The sequence below is a fragment of the Myxococcus dinghuensis genome (assembly GCF_024198235.1).
Classification (GTDB): Bacteria; Myxococcota; Myxococcia; order Myxococcales; family Myxococcaceae; genus Myxococcus; species Myxococcus dinghuensis.
Genome location: NZ_JAKCFB010000007.1, coordinates 125,644 through 144,497, shown reverse-complemented (window position 1 = coordinate 144,497; position 18,854 = coordinate 125,644). Strand labels below are relative to the sequence as shown.

Genomic DNA, 18,854 nt, shown 5'->3' with positions numbered 1-18,854 from the left:
GCCGCAAGGTAGTCCGGCCCGCCGACACACCGACAGCCCCCTCAGTCCTTTCTCACTGTCTCATCTTCTCGCTGTCGGAACGTACCCGGTGTCACCCCGACGCTCCGCTTGAAGGCCTTGCCGAACGAGCTCTCCGTCTCGTAGCCCACCGCGCGCGCGACCTCCGCGAGGGAGCGATGCCGGTCGCGCATCAGCCCCATGGCGCGGTGCATCCTCCACCGCGTGAGGTACGCCAGGGGCGCCTCGCCCACGAGGTCGCGGAAGCGCTCCGCGAACACCGACCGGGACATGCTGGCGAGCCGCGCGAGCCCCTCCAGCGTCCACGGCGTCTCCGGCTTCTCGTGCATGCGCTGCAACACCCCGCCGATGCGCGGGTCCACCAGCGCGCGCAGCCACCCGTTGCCGTCCGAGGACGACGCCAGGTGCGCCCGGAGCGCCTGCACGAAGAGCACGTCCGCGAGGCGGCTCACCACCGTCTCGTAGCCGGGTTGCTTCGCCTCGATTTCGGAGGCCACGAAGCGCAGCGTGGACTCGAGCCAGCGCGGCGTCGTCTCCGCGTCACCCTTCACGTGCAGCAGCGTGGGCAGGTGCTTGACGAGCGGGCTCAGCGTCTCGCCCTCGAAGGTGAAGGAGCCCACCACCAGCGTCACCTCCGCGCCGCCCCCGCCGTAGCGGAGCAGACCGCCGCAGCGCATGGGACCACGCGAGGCATAGACCTCCGCGATGGGGAGCGCCCGCGTGCCCTTCCGGTCGCGGAGGGTGAAGCGAACGCCCGCGGGGATGAACACGAAGTCGCCCCCCGCGAGCACCAGCTCCTGGTCGTCGGCGGACAACAGGCAGTTGCCGCGCATCACCGCGTAGAAGAGCGGATACGGGCAGCCATCGACGCGCATGCCCCACGGCGCGGACAGCTCGTAGCGGGCGTCGACCCGACTCTGGAGCCGCACGCCGCGCAGCGCGTCCGCGAGCACGTCCATGCCGGGGGCTCCTTCGCCGGACGATTGGACGAGAGAAACGGACTTCTGGCGCATGTTCGTCCTTTCCGTGGGGACTATAGGTCCGCGCGACGTCCTCCTCCCAGGAAAGCGAGCCCCCATGAAGGCCCTCCGTCTGCGCGCGTTCGGTGGTCCCGAGCAGCTCCATCTCGAAGACCTCCCCATGCCGTCTCCCGCCGAGCACGAGGTGCGGCTCCGCGTGCACGCGGCGGGACTCAACTTCACCGACCTGGGTCAACGCGAGGGGCGACTGCCGGGCGCCCCCACGCCTCCCTTCACGCCGGGCTGGGAGGCCGCGGGAGTCATCGACGCGGTGGGCGCCTCCGTCCAGGGGTTCGCGCCGGGCATGCGGGTCGTCGCGCTGCTGCCCGCGCAGGGCGGCTTCGCGGAGTACGCCCTCGTCCCCGCCTCGGCGCTGCTGCCCCTTCCGGAGCGAGTGTCCTTCGAGCAGGCGGTGGCGCTGCCCGTCCAGGCCCCCACGGCCCTGCTCGCCCTGTGTGTCGGCGCGAGACTCCAGCCCGGGGAGTCGGTCTTCATCCCCTCCGCCGCGGGAGGCGTGGGCACGCTGCTCGTGCAGCTCGCGCGCGCGCTGGGCGCCTCGCGGGTCATCGCCGGCGTGGGCAGCGAGGCCAAGCGCGCCCTCGTCACCCGGCTCGGGGCGGACGCGACCGTGGACACCTCCCTGCCGGACTGGCCCGCCCGGGTCCGCGAAGCCACCGCGGGGCGCGGCGTGGACGTCGTGTTCATCTCGGGAGGCGCCGAGTCCGGTGCCCAGGGCCTCCAGGCGCTCGCGCCCCGCGGTCGGCTGGTGCTCTTCGGGGCGCAGAGCATGTTCGACTCACATTGGAGTCGTGAGCAGATGATGGCGCTGGTCGCCCAGAACCAATCCATCACCGGCTTCGCCACCTTCAGCCTGCCGCTGGAGCAACGCCAGGAGGCGCTCCGCGAGGCGCTCGCGCGCGTCGACACGGGGACCCTCGAGGTCGTCGTCGGACAGTCGTTCCCCCTGGAGGACGTGGCCCACGCCCACCGGGCGCTCGCCGCGAGGACGACCACCGGCAAGGTCGTCATCCACATCCCGCAGCGTTCCGCTTCCTCCATATTTTGATGAAACAGCAATCAAGAGACATCAACATCAATCCTACACATGTACTTTCGGCGCATCTCCGGACTAGGACCGGCTTTGCTTTTCTTTCCCGGAGAACACGCCTTGACGAAGAAATACATCTCGATGGGGAGTTGGGCGCTGGCCTTGATGCTCGCGGGCTGCGAGGGCGCGACCGAGACACCGGCATCGGCCATCGCCGGGAAGACCTCGGCGCTGGACGACGGGCTGGTCAACGTCACGCTGCTCAAGCCGGCCACGGCGTCACACGTCCAGGAGGACCCGTTCTTCCCGCCGGAGAAGGCGGTGGACGGCAACATCACCGCGGATGACTCGCGGTGGTGCCCCGGGCCCTATCGCTTCGCCCAGCGATACCTGGACATCGACCTCCAGGGCACGTTCGACCTGCACCGCGTGGAGCTCTACACGGGCTACCAGGACATCCGCCCCGTCGCGAACTACGACCTGCACTACTACGACGGCACCCGTTGGCAGCCCATCCCCGGCGCCGCGAGGACGGGCAACACCAGCATCGCGGTCTCCACCACCTTCACCCAGGTGGTGCGGGGCCAGCGCGTGCGCTTCCTCTGCAACGAGCCCAACGAGGAGAACTGCCGCGTGAAGGAGCTGTGGGTGTTCGGCCTGCCCGCCACGCCGGGCGCGAACCAGCCCCCCGTGGCCAACGCGGGCGCGGACCGCAGCGTCACCCTGCCCTCCTCCGGCATCACCCTGACGGGCTCGGCGACGGACGCGGATGGAACCATCGTCTCCTATGGCTGGACGCAGGTCAGCGGCCCCATCGCGACCCTGGCCGGCGCGAACACCGCCACGCTCTCCCTCACCGGACTCTCCGCGGGCACGCTCGTCTTCCGGCTCACCGTGACGGATGACGACGGCGCCACCCACTCCGACGACGTCACCCTCACCGTGTCCGCCGCGCCGGTGAACCAGGCTCCCGTCGCCAACGCGGGCCCGGACGTGGGAGTCACCCTGCCCACGTCCAGCGTCACGCTGACCGGCTCCGCGACGGACACCGACGGCACCATCGCCGCCTATGCCTGGACGCAGGTCAGCGGGCCCGTCGCGACGCTCGCCAACGCCAGCACGGCCACGCTCTCCGTGAGCGGCCTCGGCGCGGGCACGTTCGTCTTCCGGCTCACCGTGACGGATGACGACGGCGCCACCCACTCCGACGACGTGACGGTCACCGTCTCCGCCGCTCCGGCGAACCAGCCGCCCGTGGCCAACGCGGGCGCGGACCGGAGCGTGGCCCTGCCGTCCGCGGGCATCACCCTCACCGGTTCGGCGACGGACTCCGACGGCAGCGTCGTCTCCTACGCCTGGACGCAGGTCAGCGGGCCTGTCGCCACGCTCAGCGGCGCGAACACCCTGTCGCTCTCCGTGAGCGGCCTGACCGCCGGCACCTACGTCTTCCGCCTCACCGTGACGGATGACGACGGCGCCACCCACTCGGACGACGTGACGGTGACGGCCACCAGCGCGGACACGCTGACCAACGTGGTCAAGGGCAAGCCCACCACGGCCATGCAGGCCAGCGGCTCCTTCCCGGCCGCGCGTGCCACGGACGACAACCTGACCACGCGGTGGGAGACCTCCGTCAACCCGGACCGTCCGGGCACGTACCTCGACGTCGACCTCCAGGGCGCCTTCGAGCTGCACAGCGCCGAGGTGCATCTGGGCACCTCCGCCACCGCGACCAACGCCATGAAGAACTTCGTCCTCCAGTCCTGGGACGGGGGTTGCTGGAAGACCCTCCCGGGCGCGACCGTGAGCGCGAACCCCGTCGCCACCACGGTGAAGAGCCTCACCTTCACGGAGCCGGTCGTGGCCACCAAGGTCCGCCTCCTCTGCCTCGACAGCGTCTACAACCCGCAGGACCCCAACCAGACGGACCCCTGTGTCGTACGAGAGCTGAAGGTGCAAGGCAAGGCGGCACCCTCGCCCACCGGAGCGATGTCCTGCCCCGCGGGTGAGCAGTATGCGGTGCGCAGCGCGCGCCATGGCTACGCGGCGTTCCTCCCGGCTGGATACAACGCGGACCGCAACGCGCGGTGGCCGCTCGTCATTTCCCTGCACGGAACGGGCGGCGTCACGCTGAACAGCGACCTCCAGTCGGTGGCCACCACTCCCGAGGGCCTCGCCTGGAACCTCCAGTCGGCCACCTTCCGCCAGACGTTCGGGGCCATCGCCGTGTCCCCCCACTTCTTCAGGGGGGCCAAGACCGGGAACAACGCCTGGTTCCAGTCCAACCGGATCCTGTCCCTGCTGGAGGACCTCCAGAAGGACTTCCTGGTGGACACCGACCGCGTCTACGTCACGGGGTTCAGCGGAGGCGCCAACACCCTCTACGAGGAGATCCTCCTCCCCAACCTGTCGAAGTTCGCCGCGTTCGTGCCCATCTCCGTCACGAGCACGCCCGCCAACATCTCCGGCTACTGCGGCTTCCGCACGCTGCCCATCTGGCCCTTCCACGGCGCGCTGGACACGCAGTCGAGTCCGGAGATGTCCACGGACCTCAAGACGAAGCTGGAGACGCAGTGTGGCGGCACCACGAGCGCGATGAAGCTCCCCACCATCTACGCCAACCTGGGGCATGACCCGCAGGTGTGCCGGAACGCCTACGCCACCCAGGCGCTCTGGGACTGGATGTTCCAGCAGCGCGTCAGCACCCGCGGCAACTGACACACCCACCGCCGGGTGGCGCCGTCCTCAGTGGCGAGCGCCGCCCGCGCGGGCCACGGGCTCGTCGTCCTCCTCGAGCGCCTCCCGCCGCTGCTCGAGCGCGTCCAGCGCGGCGTCCACGGACGCCATCAGCACCTCCGGACGCACGGGCTTCTCCAGCACCAGGTTGGGCACCGTCTCGATGAACACGCGCGTCTCCGGCGTGTACGCGCCACCGGAGATGAACACCACCCGCCGCGCCAGCTCCGGCGCCATGACGCCCAGCCGCCGATACAACGTGGCGCCGTCCGTCTCCGGCATCTGCAGGTCGCAGAGGATGACGTCGAAGCGGTGGCCCGCCGACAGCAGCGCCAGCGCCTCGCCGCCCCGCGTGGTGGTGACGACGTCGTGATACGGCTCCAGGAGCAGGCGCATGGACTGGGCCAGCCTCGGCTCGTCGTCCACCACCAGCACGCGTCCGCGCCGCCCCGACGACGGCACCGGCGCGGACATGCCCCGGGACGCGGGCCGTGGCGGCACCTCCACCTGGACGGGCGCGGCGGGCAGCAGCACCGTGAAGACGGAGCCCTTGCCCTCCACGCTGCTCACCGTGAGGTCTCCGCCGTGCGTGCGGATGATCTGCTGGCAGATGGCCAGCCCCAGCCCCGTGCCCTCGCCCGTGGGCTTGGTCGTGAAGAAGGGCTCGAAGATGCGCGGCAGCACCTGCTCGGGGATGCCCACGCCGGTGTCCATCACGTCCACGCGCGCGCGGCCGGAGGCGTCCGTGCTGGTGCGCACGCGCACCTCATGCAGCGTGGGGTTCCCCTCGGGGATGGCCTGCATCGCGTTGACCAGCAGGTTGAGCAGCACCTGCCCCAGCCGCGCCTCGCTGCCCATCACCCGGGGCACCGGACCGAACTCCTCCACCAGCCGCGCGCGGTGGCGCAGCGCATGGCTGACGATGCGCACCGCGGGAGGCACCAACGCGTTGAGGTCCAGCACCGCGCGCTCCTGGTCCCCCTGGCGGCTGAACACCTGGAGGTCGCGGACGATGAGCCGGATGCGCTCGGCGCCCTCGAGCGCGCCGCGCACGCTGGCCTGGGCGTCGCGGACCCCCAGCATCCCGCCCTCGGAGAGCCCCCTCGAGGCGGCCTCCAGGTTCAGCACCAGGTAGGCCAGCGGGTTGTTGATTTCGTGGCCCACGCCCGCCGCGAGGGTCCCCACCGCGGCGACCCGCTCGGCGGCCACCAGCCGCGCCTGGAGCTCCTTCGTCGCGGTGATGTCGCGGTGGGTGGCCACGAAGTGCGTGACGGCCCCGCCCGTCGCGCGCACCGGCGACAGCAGCACCTCCGTCGAGACGACGCGGCCATCCTTGCGCGTCACGGTGACCTCGACGCAGAGCGACTCCCCCGCCACCAGCGCCGAGCGCACCCGCTGGTGGAGCCGCGCGTCCTGCTCGCCATACAGCAGGCACGGGTCCTTCCCCACCATCTCGTCCTGGGAGCGCCCCAGCAGCAGGCTCAGCGCCTCGTTGGCGAACACCGTGCGCAGCACGCCCGTGCTCGACATCTCCGCGATGAAGACCCCCTCGTGGACGCCGCGCACCGTGGTGGCCAGCAACTGGAGCTTCTCCACCGCGCGCTGACGCTCCTCGCTCGCCGCGGCCAGCAACTGCGCCGTCACCGCGTTGACGACGATGAACAACTGGAGCACCAGCAGGTCCTGCGCCGTGCTCCCCGAGGAGAACGGCCCCTGCCCCCGCACCGTGCCGGTGATGGCGACGACGGAGAGCGCCAGCGACACGGCCGCCGCGCCCCGAGGCCCGAAGCGCAGCGCCGCCAACGCCGACATGGGGAACAGGAGGAAGCTGGCCGCGTGCGCGACGGCGGGCTGGAGCCCCGGGAACAGGAAGATGCTCGCGCCCAGCCCCGTGGTCAGCGCCGCCAGCGCCGCCGCCTCGCCGAACCGCTGGGGCCAGGAGGGACGACTGAGCAGCAACAGCGAGGGCGACACCACCAGCACGCCGGTCAAATCCCCCACCCACCACACCCACATGCCGCTGGCCAGGAACTCCCGGGGCAGCGCGCCGCCCAGCGCCAGCGACAGCGGCCCCAGCAACCCGCTCACGATGGAGCACCCCGCGCCCGCGACCGCGCCCAGGATGACCACGTCACGGATGCGTGACAGGTCCACGCCCATGCGCATCCGCCGCGCGAGCACCGCGCCCAGCGTGGGCATCAGCGTGTTGCCCGCACCGATGCCCAGCACCACCGGCCAGGGTAGGCCCGTGGAGGCCGTCGACAGACATGCCCCCAGGAAGACACCCGGCCAGAGGAGGGGACCGCGCAGGAGCAGCGCCGCCAGGGCCACGCCCGTCGGTGGCCACACGGGGCTGATGACGCCCCCGAGCGTGGCCATCGCGAGCCCGAGCTGGGCGGTCACGAAATACACGCCGGCCAGGGCCAGCATCTCCAGGAGATGCTTCCCACGAAGCGCGCCCGCGCTGGCTCGGATCAGCCCGATGATGACGTGCCCCCCGGGGACTCCCGCCTGGCCGACCCGGCGGGTTCACAAAGTGACTCCATGCTAGCGGCCCGGGCCCGGCATTGCACCTTCACTCAGCCCGCCAGGCGGGCAAGCGTCCAGGAGCCGATAGGTCGGCGGCGCCCGCCCATGCGCCGTGCCCATGCAATGGCCACGGGGTCCGTCCGTAGTGGAAGACAAGGAGGAACCAAGACGATGTCGCGTCCCGGAATCGCTGCCCTGCTGTCGTTTCTGATCCCCGGTGTGGGGCAGATCTACAACGGGGACATCCTGCGCGGTGTCTTCTGGCTCATCATCACCCCGGGCTTCTGGATCGGCACGGGAGGATGCCTGGGCTGGGTCTGCCACATCATCTCCGCCGCCACCGCCCACAACCGGGCGGAGGACCAGGCGAAGTATCGCGTCACGGTCGTCTAGCCGCGCGCGACCTGGAGTCGGAGACGGACCCACGACGTGACGGGTGGGCCCGTCTCTCCAGCAAATCAGGCAGGCCACCGGGCGCTCGCCCGGGCGGAGGCGCCGCCCAGCACCGCGAAGCCGACCTCCCAGGTGCGCTCCACGCGGTCCCCGCGCCGTCCTCCCCGACGTGCCGTGGTGGAGAAGACGGGGGCGTTCAGCGGTCCGTGTCCGCGACGCGCTCCCAACCCGGTGGATAGCGGAGCACGAGCCCCAGCGCGTCCACGTCCACCTCGGCCTGGAAGCCGCTGCCGGTGGTGCTCTCGTAGCGGTAGCGCGTCTGCGACAGCCGCGTGTAGCGCTGGGGCAGCGGGAGCAGGGCCAGGTCCGGCATGCGCACCCACGCGGCCGTCAGCGACTCGGCCTGCCCCACCGCCAACCCCAGCCGGCGGATGGGCAGCGTGTTCGTCGACGGCGAGAAGCCCAGGTCCACGTCGACGAAGCCCCGGAACGCGGTGACCTCCTCCGCGCCGCTCCACCAGCGCCCCGCCTCGTCGGCCCGCAGGTCGAGCGACCGGCGCACGTCGCCCCGTCGCAGCTCGACGCGCGTCGCGCGGGTCCGCCACGCCGCGTCCACGTGGATGGCATAGGTCACGAGGTGGGGCGCGCCCGCGTCCTCGAGGGTGACGGAGCCCACCAGCAGGTGGCCCGTGTCCGTCGCGCGCAGCTCGCCGTACTCGCTGCCCTCGCCGTCCAGCCGCTTCCACATCCAGGCGCGCAGGAGGCGGGACGAGGCCGCCGGTCCGTTCCAGGGGAAGTCCATACGCGCGGTAACCTATGTCAGGGCCGGGCGCCGCGCAGCGCCGCCAGCAGCTCGTCCGCCGTGGTGGCCACCGCCCGCGCGCCGTGGGTGTTCAGCTCGTGGACGTCGCGGAACCCCCACGTCACGCCCACGCCGTACATGCCCGCCGCGCGCGCCGTCAGCATGTCCACCGCGGTGTCGCCCACGAAGCCGCACGCGCCGGGCGCCATCCCCAGCTCCGCGGCCAGCGCCAGCGCCGCCGTCGGGTCCGGCTTGCGCGGCATGCCCGGCCGCTCCCCGTACACGGCGCCGAACGGCACCCCGGGCAGCAGCTTCGCCACCAGGCGCTTCACGAAGTCATCCGACTTGTTGCTCAGCACGCCCAGCGCCACGCCCTGCTCCGCGAGCGCCGTCAGCATCGCGGGGATGCCCGGGTAGTACGCGGTCCGGTCGAAGAGGTGCGTGTCGTAGTACGCGTGGTACGTCTCCAGCACGGGAGCGGCCAGCGCCTCCTGACCGGCGCCCACCGCGCGGCGGGCCAGCTCCCGGACGCCCTCGCCCACGAAGTGGCGGTACGCGACCTCCGGGTGCGTGGGCAGCCCATGCCGCGCCAGCGCGTGGTTCATCGCGTCCGCGATGTCCCCCAACGAGTCCACCAGCGTCCCATCCAGGTCGAAGAGCACCGCGCGCAGCCGCATGTCCACATGGCTCCCAAAACGAAAAACGCCCCGGCCGCGAGGCCAGGGCGTCCGAGGCGTCGACTCCGCCTTGTATCAGTGAGGCGCCGCCGCGGCCGTGGCATCGTTGCCACCGCTCGTGGTGAGCACCGCGAAGTTGATGTTGTTGTAGCCGGCCGTGGCGCAGCTGAACATCACCCGCTTGATGATGGCGTACTCCACGTCCTTGTGGGCCTGGATGTTGATGTCGCCCTTGAACGTGTTCGCCGCGTCGTTCGCCATGGCGTGGAGGTCCTCGAACTGCTTCTTCATGTCCCGCAGCTTCTCTTCCAGCGCGGGGATGTTGAGGTACTCGTCCTTGGTGAGGTCCTCGACGCGACCGACGATGGTGCCGGACACGCTGACCTGGTCACCGGACACCATGACGACCGGGTGCATCTCCACTTCCTTGACGTTGACCGCCTCGGGAAGCTGGATGTCCTTGGTCATCATCAGCACCTCGCCCGTCGCGGAGAAGTTCGCGATGAGGAAGAGCACGATGATGACGAACATGTCGACGAGCGGGGTGATGAGCAGGTCGGCGTAGCCGCTGCGCTTGGCATGGGCCGCGCCGTGACCGAACACCTTCGAGTGCTGGAGGCGCTTGCCGTACCGCTTGCCTGGAACCTTGATGGCCATGTGTGCTGTGGCTCCGTGCTAGCCCATCGCCGCGGACACCGACACCTGGGGCAACCCGGAGCCGATGCACTCGTCGATGATGCGGACCAGGTCCTCGTAGCGGACCTTGTCCTCGGGCTGGAGGGTGATGGACGACTGGTCGGGAAGCTGCGCCTTGAGCTCCTTGAAGCGCGCCGTCAGCTTCGACAGGTCCGTCTTGCCCTTCGCGTCCTTGGTGAGGGGAATCGGTTCGAACGTGCTCTGGTCCGCGGTGAGTCGCATCTCCGTGGGCGTGATGAGCAGCGTGAGCTGAACCGTCTTGGTCTCCGGGGGCGGCTGCTCCTCCTCCGTGGAGGGACCTCCCGCCTGGGAGACCTGCAGACGGCCGATCTGCGTCCAGACCGCCGTCATGATGAGGAAGCTGATGGTCACGGCCATCAGGTCGATGAAAGCCGTCAGGTTGATGGCGGTGTCGAGCGGCTTCTTGCCACCCTTGCCACCTTGACCTGTGTCCATTCCGCCGGCCATGGCGTTCTCCTCCTGCGTCCGCGCCGGACTGCCGGGTGGCGCGGTTGTGACTGAAGAAGGGCGCGCGGCGCGTCCCTTTCGGGGACGTCAGACAGCGCGCCCGGGTTCCGGTTCCCTCCAGGGGACACGGACCTCAGTCGTCGTGGTGGTCCCGGGCGGCGGGGACGTTCAGGTTCTTGAACTTGTCCTTGTTGGCCACGATGAGGTTGAGCACGGAGACGCTGGTCTCGTTGATGTCGTTGATCAGCGACTGGGTGCGGCCCATCAGCACGGAGAAGGCGATGAGGCAGGGAATCGCCGTCACCAGACCGAAGCCCGTGCAGTTCATGGCTTCCGAGATACCGTTCGCGAGAATGGTCGCCTTGTCGGCCGGGTTCACGTTGGCCACCGCCTCGAAGCAGGCGATGAGGCCGGACACCGTTCCGAGCAGACCGGCGAGCATCGCCGCGTTGCCGAGCATCGCGAGGTAGCCGCTGCGCGCCTCGAGGCGCGGCGTCTCGCGCAGGGTGGCCTCGTCCAGGGCCGCCTGGACCTCGTCCTGGCCCTTGGGGACGTTCATCAGGCCGGCCTTGATGACGCTCGTCAGCGGCGTGGCCTTCTGGCCGGCCACGTAGTTGATGGCCTTGTCCAGATCACCCGCGTAGATGTGCTTCTTCAGGCCGCGCAGGAAGGCTTCCTTGTTGATGGAGGCCTTGCCGAACAGGACGATGATGCGCTCCACCATGATGGAGAGCGCCACCACGAGACAGGCGGCGATGGGGTACATACCCCACTGACCGGCTTCCCAACGCCTGGCGACTTCCTCGAAGAAGCCCCGCTCGGGACCGCCGGTGTTCGCGAGCACGGCCAGATTCGTCAAAAACCCCAGGTTCATCGCGTCTTGCCTCCACGGCGGCTCGGCCCGTCGGTGCGGACCTTCCAGAACCTGTCGCCCCCCCGGGCGTGCGCCCCAAAGACTCAGTGGGCGGCAGGAATGGATGTTGAAAACGGTGGTGCCGACTTTAGGAATGGCTGTCAGGGGTGTCAAGGCAGGCACCGCGCCGTTAAGTGCTGAAATCTCACAGGAAATTTGCGCGAAACCACCCCTTGCCAGCCGTCTCTGCGGGCAGCGGAGCAGGCATTGCGGGGGGCTTCCCAAGAACGTGCGGTTGTGCAAGCGCACGTGCTTCCGAGCCCACGGGGCGCGTGGTAATGGCCGGCCCATGGCGAGGAAGCGCATTGGCGAGCTGCTGCTCGAGCAGCGGGCGATCACCGTCGCCCAGCTCGAGGCGGGGCTCGCGGCCCACCGCAAGTCCGGGCAACGACTGGGAGCGACACTCATCGCTCAGGGAGCGATTACCGAAGCCACGCTGGCGGGCGCGCTGAGCCAGGCCCTGGGGATGCCCCAGGTGGACCTGGCGGCGCTGACGCCGGAGTGGGCGGCGGTGCACATGCTGCGGGCTCGGTTCTGCGAGCAGCACGACCTGTTCCCCATCGCGTTGGAGAGCGTGGGCGGGCGGCGGCAGCTCGTGGTCGCGATGAGTGATCCACTGAACGTCACGGCGGTGGAGGAGATCGAGTTCACCACCGGACTGAAGGTGGGCGTGCGCGTGGCGGCGCTGTCCGCGGTGCGCGGCGCCATCCTGCGCTACTACCACAAGGTCCCCGTGGCCACGCCGGGCGCGGCCACCTCCGCTCCCGCGCCGCGCCCCGCGCGCCCCCGTCCCGCGACGCCGCCCCCCGCCCGCCCCACGGCGCCCCAGCCGGTCGACGTGGCCGAGCCGGTGGACGACGAGGAGGTCATCGTCGGCGAGGAGCTCCCGCCGGGAGAGCAGACCCAGCGCACGTCCCTGGCGGAGCTGATCCGCTCGCGCGAGGAGCAGCGCAAGCAGAAGCGCGAGCAGGCCACGACCAAGCCGAAGCCCGCGACCGGCGGGGGCGTGCTGGACGACCTCGACTACCTCTTCGGCCAGGCGCGCGAGGACCCGGACCGCGTGGAGGAGCTGGAGCGCAAGTTCTGGGCGCTGATGCGCATCATGGCGCGCAAGGGCCTGCTGTCGAAGGAGGAGTTCACCCGCGAGCTGGACAGCGAGGGTGAGGGCGAGGGCTGAGCGCGTCGCGCCACGGGCGTGGCGCCGGGCCAGCCGACTCCGGCTGAAACCGACTCCAGGGCTCGCGCGTACGGTGAGGAGAGCCCCGTATGCCGGGCATGCCTGGAGGCCTGGAGCCATGACGTCCGCCACCGCCCACCCCACCCCGTCGCCGCGTCGGCGCGACGGCCCCTCGCGGTACCTGCTGTTCGGATTCATCGCCACACTCGCGGTGCTGGCCGCGTGCACGCAGGCGAGCGGCGCGTCCTCGGCGGCGCTCGACTCGGGCGCGCGCGCCAACGTGAGCGACACGCGCCGCTACGCGAAGCCCTCCGACGAGGAGCTGCGCCGCGACCTCACGCCGCTGTCCTACGAGGTGACGCAGGAGGCGGCGACCGAGCGCCCCTTCCACAACGCGTACTGGAACAACCACGCGGAGGGCCTCTATGTGGACGTCGCCACGGGCGAGCCCTTGTTCTCCTCGCGCGACAAGTTCGACTCCGGCTCCGGCTGGCCCAGCTTCACGCGGCCGGTGGACACCGCGCACGTCGTGGAGAAGCGCGACGAGAGCCTGGGGATGGCGCGGGTGGAGGTCCGCTCGAAGACGGGTGACTCGCACCTGGGCCACCTGTTCGACGACGGGCCGAAGCCCACGGGCCAGCGCTACTGCATCAACTCGGCGGCGCTGCGCTTCATCCCCGTGGGGGAGCTGGAGCAGCGCGGCTATGGCGAGTACCTGCCGCTGTTCGGCCGCCAGCCCACGACCGCCGCCGCGCCCGCCCCGAAGGTGGACGTGGGCAAGGCGCTCGCGGCGTCCGGCGCGACGCAGACGGCGCTGCTCGCGGGCGGCTGCTTCTGGGGCATGGAGGATCTGCTGCGCAAGATTCCCGGCGTCCTCCAGACGGACGTCGGCTACACGGGCGGCACCCTGGCGAACCCCACGTACGGTGACGTGAGCTCCGGGAGGACGGGGCACGCGGAGTCGGTGCGCGTGGTGTTCGACCCGAAGGTGCTGAGCTACGAGACGCTGCTGGAGAAGTGGTTCTTCCGGATGCACGACCCCACGACGCTCAACCGCCAGGGCAACGACGTGGGCACGCAGTACCGGTCCGCCATCTTCGTCCTCTCCGACGAGCAGCGCCGGGTGGCCGAGGCGGTGAAGGCGCGGGTGGACGCCTCCGGCAAGTGGTCGCGCCCCGTGGTGACGCAAATCACCCCGGCAGGCGAGTTCACGCCCGCCGAGAGCTACCACCAGGACTATCTCGTGAAAAACCCGAGTGGATACACCTGCCATTACCTGAGGGATTGAGAGCGGCGGAGGGGAGCGCGCGGACGCGCGGAGACTGCGGCTATGCTGGCCCGCATGCTCTGCCCAGTCTGCGCGCGACTCCGAGCGGGGGAATCGGGGTCGGAGTGCTCGGAATGTGGCGCTCCCCTCGTTCCTGTCACCGAGCCTCACTTCGAGGCGCTCGTCCGCGAGACGTTGTGGCGACGCATCCAGGGGTGGCGCACCCACGCGCTCATCGACGCGGAGACCGCGACGCGCCTCGAGCAGACGCTCGACGAAGCGCCCGCCCTCGAGGTCCCCACCGGGACCGCGACCGAAGTGACGGCCCCTGGGGTCGAGGCCGCGGCGGCGGTGGTCGCCGCGACCGTGGTGGCGGACCCGGCCGCTCGCGCGGAGGCGTGGGCGGAGCGGCTCGCCGGCTCGCTGCAACAGGTGTTCGACTGGCGTCCGGGCTGGGGCGGAGAGCTGGCGCGTTCGCTGGACGCCGCGGCGCGGGCGGAGCGCGAGGAGAAGGCCCGTCGCCGTGAGCGGGCGGCCCGCGCGCGGTCCACCGGGAACGACGACGCGAGCGAGGACGACCTCGGCTCGGCCCTGGGGTCGGGACAGGCGTTGTTCACCCGCGACCCCGCGGGCGCGCTGAGCGGTGGGCTGGAGGCGATGGTCGCGCTCGACGCCAGCGCCGAGCGCTCGCCGCGACTCAACGACTACATCTGGTGGTTCCTGGGCGCGGTGCTGGTGCTGGGCGGCTCGCTGATGGGCGTGCGCGAGGCCTGGCGCGCGCTGGGCGGCGTGCCCCGGCAGTTGCTCGTCACGGGCGCGCTGCTGGTCTACCACGCGGCCTTCGTCGGGCTCGGTGTGTTCCTGGGGCGGCGCTCGCGGCCGGTGGGGCGCGTGCTCGCGGGCATCGGCCTGGCGCTGCTCCCTGTGGTGTTCATCGCGCTGTCCTCGCTCGTGGCGCTCTGGCCGGCGCTGGGCGTGGCGGTCGCGCTCGCCGTGGCGGGCGTGAGCCTGGTGCCCCTGCGCGCGGCGGGACGGCTGCTGCACGGCACTCCGGTCTCGACGCTCGCCGTGGCGCTGTTCCCGTCGCTGCTCGCGGGGCTGCCGTTGATGGGGTTCGAGGACGAGGCCCCCTGGGCGCGCGCGCTCTGCGCGGGCGCGGGCGTGGTGGCGCTCGCGGCGACGGCGTGGCGTTCGCGCAAGGACGTGGACGGGAAGGTGGCGCTGGTGGGCGCGGGCGCGGCGCTCTATGGCGCGCTGTGGCTGGCGGTGTTCGGCGTGGCGAGCGGCCCCTCGGGCTTCGACGCGCTGTCTCCGGGCACGCCCCTGTTCGCGGGCTTCTGCCTGTGGGCCATGGCCCTGGCCTCGGTGGTGGCGTTCGCCTCCACGACGGACGCGATGCGTGACACCTTCGCGCGCGCGAGCCCGGTCCTGGAGCTGGTGGCCCACGCGGTGCTGGCCAGCGGCGCGGTGGTGGGCGCCATCGCGGCGTTCTCCATCACACCGGGCGAGGACCTCACCGTCGACCTCGTCTCGGCGCTCACGCCCGCCCTCGCGGCGCTGCTCTTCTTCCTGTTGGAGCCGCGGCGGCGCGCGCTGCTCCACCCCGCGGTGATGACGGCGCTGCTCGCGGGGGTGTCGTGCGGGCGGCTCGTCTTCCCGCTCGACCCGGGCGGCTGGGTGTTGGGCGGCGCCGTGGTGTCCTCCGGGCTGATGCTCGCGGCGCGACTGCGTCCGGTGGGCAGCGCACGCGGCCAACAGTTGCTGTGGACCATCGTCATCGCCCTGGTCGCGCCCCCCCTCGTCTCGCGGGTCGGCCTCCCCGAGGGCCTGTGGCCCCGGACCTTGACGGGGCTGGTCATCGCGTTCGCGGCGTACACGGCTGGAGGCTGGCGCTGGCGGGGGCTGCACTATCTGGCGGGGCTCGCCGGTGTGCTCGGCGCCCGGGCCTTCATCGATGGAACGCCCGGGTTGGCGGGGAGCTGGAGCACGCTGGCGCTCTTCGCGGTGGCGGGCGTGCTCCATGGCCTCGTCGGACGCGTGCAGGCCCGGTGGGCCCAGCCTGTCGGCCATCCCGAGAACGACCTGCTGCCCCTGGACGACCTCTCGCTGGTGTTCGCGACGTGGGGGGTGTTCCTCGCCGTAGGGGCGATCCCCGTGGCGCCCGAGCTGCTCGTGGGCCTCGCGCCACCGTTGGGTGCGGCGTTGCCGTTGCTCCCCACGGCGCTCCTCTTCGGACTCCTGCTGTCGCGCATCGCACGTGACCGGAGCCGCGCCGTGGGCTTCCTCGCGGCCTCGGCCCTGGCGCTCCTCGTGTCGCAGGTCGCGGGGACGGTGGCGGACTACCAGTCGTCCCGCGCCGCGTTCGTCGCGGCGGCCCTCACGCTCGGCTTCACGCTCCTCGCGACGCTGCGAGGCCGTCACGTCACGGCGCCCGACGCGCCCCTCCTCCGGGGACGCAAGCTGTTCGACGCCCAGTGGCTGCCCTTCCCCGAGAAGGGACGGGCCCTCTTCACCGACGGGTTCGCCGTCGCCGCGCTCGTCCAGGCCGGCATCGGCGCGCTCACGCTCGTCCAGTGGCTGTCGAGTCCCGACGACCTCGGGCGTCCCCAGGTGCTGCTCGCGGGCGCCCTGCTGACGCTCGCCTCGCTCGGGGTCTTCACGTCGCGGGGCTTCGTCTTCTGGCGACTGCGTGGCTCCGTGGTGACGCTCGCCGTGGCGGGCGGGTTCGTCGCCCTCACCTCGATGGCGAATCGGGCGGGGCGGCCCTTGCCGCCGGACGTGGTCGCGTGGCGGCTGACGCTCATCGGCATCGCGCTCTGGGGACTGGCGGTGGCCACGCGGCGGTTCGGTCCGTGGCTCGGGCGGCTGCTGGAGAATCCCCGTCACGGGTCGCGCTACCACTTCGTCCCGCACGCGGGGGTGCTGGCCCTTGCCCTCGTGCTGCTCAAGGGCGCGTACCTGGTCGCGATGCCCTTCCCCTCGCGCGCGCTCGGCGTGACGCCGCCGCTGCTGGTGCTCGGCGCCGCGGTGCTGTTCCTCCTGTTGGAGCGCTCCTTCCGCACGATGCTCCTGTCGCACCTGGGGCTCATGCTGGGACTGGGGGGCGCCGCGCTCTGCGCCGCGAGACAGTCCCTCCTGGGGCCGGCCCTGGCCGCGCTCGTGCCTCCGGATGGGCAGTGGGTTCGCGAGAGCGCCATCAGCCCGACGTTGGACTGGCTGCGACCCGAGGCGTGGCTCGCGCCGGGCGACACCCTCTTCCTGCTCTGGCAGCGGGCCCTCGTCGGCGTGGCCACGGCGGGGCTCCTCTATGCCTTCGCCACGCTGACGCGGCGCTCGGAGGCCTTCACGCGGGCCCTGCGCCGCTGGTCCGTCCATGCCGTGGGGCTCGTCTGCATCGCGGCCCTCTTCCAACCCGGGCTGCTGGCGGCGGCGCTCGTGCTGGGCACCGGCGTGGTGCTCTTCCTCGGTGGGGCCCGCTCGCAGGGACGCGGCGTCATGGCCGTGAGCCTGCTGCTGCTCGTCCACGCCCAGGCGCACCAGGTCGCCCTCTTCGAGGCGTGGCCCGGACCGGTGCTCGCGCTGTCGGGATTGCTCGTCGTGGTGCTCGGCCCGTGGGTCGCTCGGAGGAGGGGGCTGTCCGAGGGCACCGCGCGCGTCCGCGTACAGCAGCTCGCCGCCGTCTACTTCGCGGTGGCGCTGGCGTACGCCTACGCGGTGAACGGCAACACGTCCCCGGTGTTCGCCGTCCCCAACCTGCTCGCGGAGACGCTCGTGGGCCTGGGCGGCACGTGGATGCTCTCACCGGCGGTCGCCGTCACGTTCGCGCTGATGGCCACGACCTTGTTCGTGGCGTCGTTCCAGTGGAAGGGCGCGCTCTCGGCCTTCGTCGCGGCGGCGGGCGCGGGCGCGGTGGGGCTCGCGAGCCTCGCCACGCTCATGTCCTCCATCGCCCTCACCGCGAGCCGGGTCGGTCCGTGGCCGCGCTACGACGCGCTGTTCACCGTGCGCGGCGCGAGCCTGGCGCTCGTCACCGCCGGATGCGCGCTGGTGCTGCACGTCGCGCGTCAGGCGCTCCAGTCCCGACGCGCGGACGTGGCGAGCGGGCTGGCCGCCGGGCGAGACGCGTGGCTCGTGATGTCGGGCGTCCTCCTCTCCGTCCTCGCGGTGGGCGGGCGGGCGCCGGAGGAGGCGCTGCTCCAGGCCGTCGCCGCCGTGGGCCTCGCGGTGCTGGTGGCGCTGCACTGCGCCTGGACGGAGCACACGGGCCGGCACGTCTACTTCGTGCAGATCTCCATCGTGGGCGTCTATGCCCTGGTGCGGAACCTGTATGCCCCCGGGCTTCGGGCGGAGCATGACGCGCTCTTCGCGTTGGCCCTGGGCTTCGTGCTGGTGGGGGTGACGGTGCTGGCGCGGCGCGCGGGCGTCCGGCCCGTGGAGGCGGCGACGCGGCGCTTCGCGGCGCTCCTGCCCTTCGGCATGGCGCTGGTGCTGCCGAGCGAGGCCACGCGCGAGGCCGCGCTGCTCGCGGGAGGCTCGGGCATCCTCTACGCGGCGCTGGGCGCGGTGGAGCGCAGCCGCCTGTTCGGCGCCTTCGCGGCGGCGGCGGCGAATGTGGCGCTGCTCATCGCGGCGCTCGCCTTCGGCTTGGAGGGCGCGGAAATCTACCTCGCGCCGCTGGGCCTCCTGCTGTTGATGCTCAGCCAGCTCTTCGCGTCGAGCCTCCCCCACGCCGCGCGCAACCTGGTGCGCATCATCGGCGGGTTGCTGCTCTACGTGCCGGCCGCGGCCAAGGTGGCGATGCGCGTGGGCGAGGCGCCGGACGGGACGTACGCGCTCGTCTTCGGCGGCGTCTGCCTGTTGGGCGTCATCGTGGGCATGCTGCTCCAGATTCGCGCCTACCTGGCGTTGGGGACGCTCTTCCTGACGCTGGACGTGGTGGCGAACCTGCTCGACGCGGGGCTTCGCGACCACCGCGTGGGCTTCCTCGTCATGACGCTCACCGGGCTCGTGCTCATCGGCGGACGCATCCTGGCGACGCTCAAGCGCCAGGAGTGGGAGCTGCTGGTGCGTCGGGTACGCATCCAGCTCCAGGGCTGGGACTGAAGCCGGAG

Annotated in this window: 13 protein-coding genes; 6 read left to right on the top strand and 7 right to left on the bottom strand. The window is 71.6% G+C overall.

Annotated features, from left to right (window positions below):
- Window positions 1-41: 41 nt before the first annotated feature.
- Window positions 42-977, bottom strand: a complete 936-nt coding sequence (locus LZ198_RS12725) for an AraC family transcriptional regulator (RefSeq protein ID WP_253972199.1) — start codon at window positions 975-977, stop codon at window positions 42-44.
- Between the two features lie 118 nt (window positions 978-1,095).
- Between LZ198_RS12725 and LZ198_RS12720 the strand changes: the two genes are divergently transcribed.
- Together LZ198_RS12720 and LZ198_RS12715 are read left to right on the top strand one after the other, a co-directional pair.
- Window positions 1,096-2,103 (top strand): quinone oxidoreductase family protein, encoded by a 1,008-nt coding sequence (locus tag LZ198_RS12720; protein ID WP_253972198.1) that lies wholly within the window; start codon window positions 1,096-1,098, stop codon window positions 2,101-2,103.
- 102 nt (window positions 2,104-2,205) lie between these two features.
- The gene (locus tag LZ198_RS12715) at window positions 2,206-4,803 is read left to right on the top strand and encodes a PKD domain-containing protein (protein WP_253972197.1); all 2,598 of its coding nucleotides are present in this window, start codon (window positions 2,206-2,208) and stop codon (window positions 4,801-4,803) included.
- Window positions 4,804-4,830: 27 nt separating this feature from the next.
- On the opposite strand, the gene LZ198_RS12710 is transcribed toward LZ198_RS12715, so the two are convergent.
- A complete protein-coding gene (locus tag LZ198_RS12710; RefSeq protein ID WP_253972196.1) occupies window positions 4,831-7,251 on the bottom strand; it encodes an MASE1 domain-containing protein in 2,421 nt (806 codons plus the stop codon).
- A 270-nt stretch (window positions 7,252-7,521) separates the two neighbouring features.
- Between LZ198_RS12710 and LZ198_RS12705 the strand changes: the two genes are divergently transcribed.
- Window positions 7,522-7,743 carry a DUF5683 domain-containing protein gene (locus tag LZ198_RS12705; protein WP_253972195.1) on the top strand — a complete coding sequence of 74 codons (222 nt, stop codon included), beginning with the start codon at window positions 7,522-7,524 and terminating at the stop codon, window positions 7,741-7,743.
- 196 nt (window positions 7,744-7,939) lie between these two features.
- Here LZ198_RS12705 and LZ198_RS12700 read toward each other — a convergent pair whose 3' ends face one another.
- From LZ198_RS12700 to LZ198_RS12680, 5 genes are all read right to left on the bottom strand, one after another.
- A complete protein-coding gene (locus LZ198_RS12700; protein ID WP_253972194.1) occupies window positions 7,940-8,545 on the bottom strand; it encodes a putative glycolipid-binding domain-containing protein in 606 nt (201 codons plus the stop codon).
- Between the two features lie 17 nt (window positions 8,546-8,562).
- Window positions 8,563-9,222 carry an HAD family hydrolase gene (locus tag LZ198_RS12695; RefSeq protein ID WP_253972193.1) on the bottom strand — a complete coding sequence of 220 codons (660 nt, stop codon included), beginning with the start codon at window positions 9,220-9,222 and terminating at the stop codon, window positions 8,563-8,565.
- 75 nt (window positions 9,223-9,297) lie between these two features.
- The gene (locus LZ198_RS12690) at window positions 9,298-9,879 is read right to left on the bottom strand and encodes an ExbD/TolR family protein (protein WP_253972192.1); all 582 of its coding nucleotides are present in this window, start codon (window positions 9,877-9,879) and stop codon (window positions 9,298-9,300) included.
- An 18-nt stretch (window positions 9,880-9,897) separates the two neighbouring features.
- Window positions 9,898-10,386, bottom strand: a complete 489-nt coding sequence (locus tag LZ198_RS12685) for an ExbD/TolR family protein (RefSeq protein ID WP_253972191.1) — start codon at window positions 10,384-10,386, stop codon at window positions 9,898-9,900.
- 133 nt (window positions 10,387-10,519) lie between these two features.
- Complete coding sequence (locus LZ198_RS12680; protein WP_253972190.1) at window positions 10,520-11,260, bottom strand: MotA/TolQ/ExbB proton channel family protein; 741 nt, start codon at window positions 11,258-11,260, stop codon at window positions 10,520-10,522.
- 328 nt (window positions 11,261-11,588) lie between these two features.
- Here LZ198_RS12680 and LZ198_RS12675 point away from each other — a divergent pair, with 328 nt between their 5' ends.
- From LZ198_RS12675 to LZ198_RS12665, 3 genes are all read left to right on the top strand, one after another.
- Window positions 11,589-12,476, top strand: a complete 888-nt coding sequence (locus LZ198_RS12675; protein WP_253972189.1) for a GspE/PulE/PilB domain-containing protein — start codon at window positions 11,589-11,591, stop codon at window positions 12,474-12,476.
- A gap of 118 nt (window positions 12,477-12,594) precedes the next feature.
- The gene (locus LZ198_RS12670) at window positions 12,595-13,764 is read left to right on the top strand and encodes a bifunctional methionine sulfoxide reductase B/A protein (protein WP_253972188.1); all 1,170 of its coding nucleotides are present in this window, start codon (window positions 12,595-12,597) and stop codon (window positions 13,762-13,764) included.
- Between the two features lie 174 nt (window positions 13,765-13,938).
- Complete coding sequence (locus LZ198_RS12665) at window positions 13,939-18,846, top strand: hypothetical protein (protein ID WP_253972187.1); 4,908 nt, start codon at window positions 13,939-13,941, stop codon at window positions 18,844-18,846.
- Window positions 18,847-18,854: the final 8 nt, after the last annotated feature.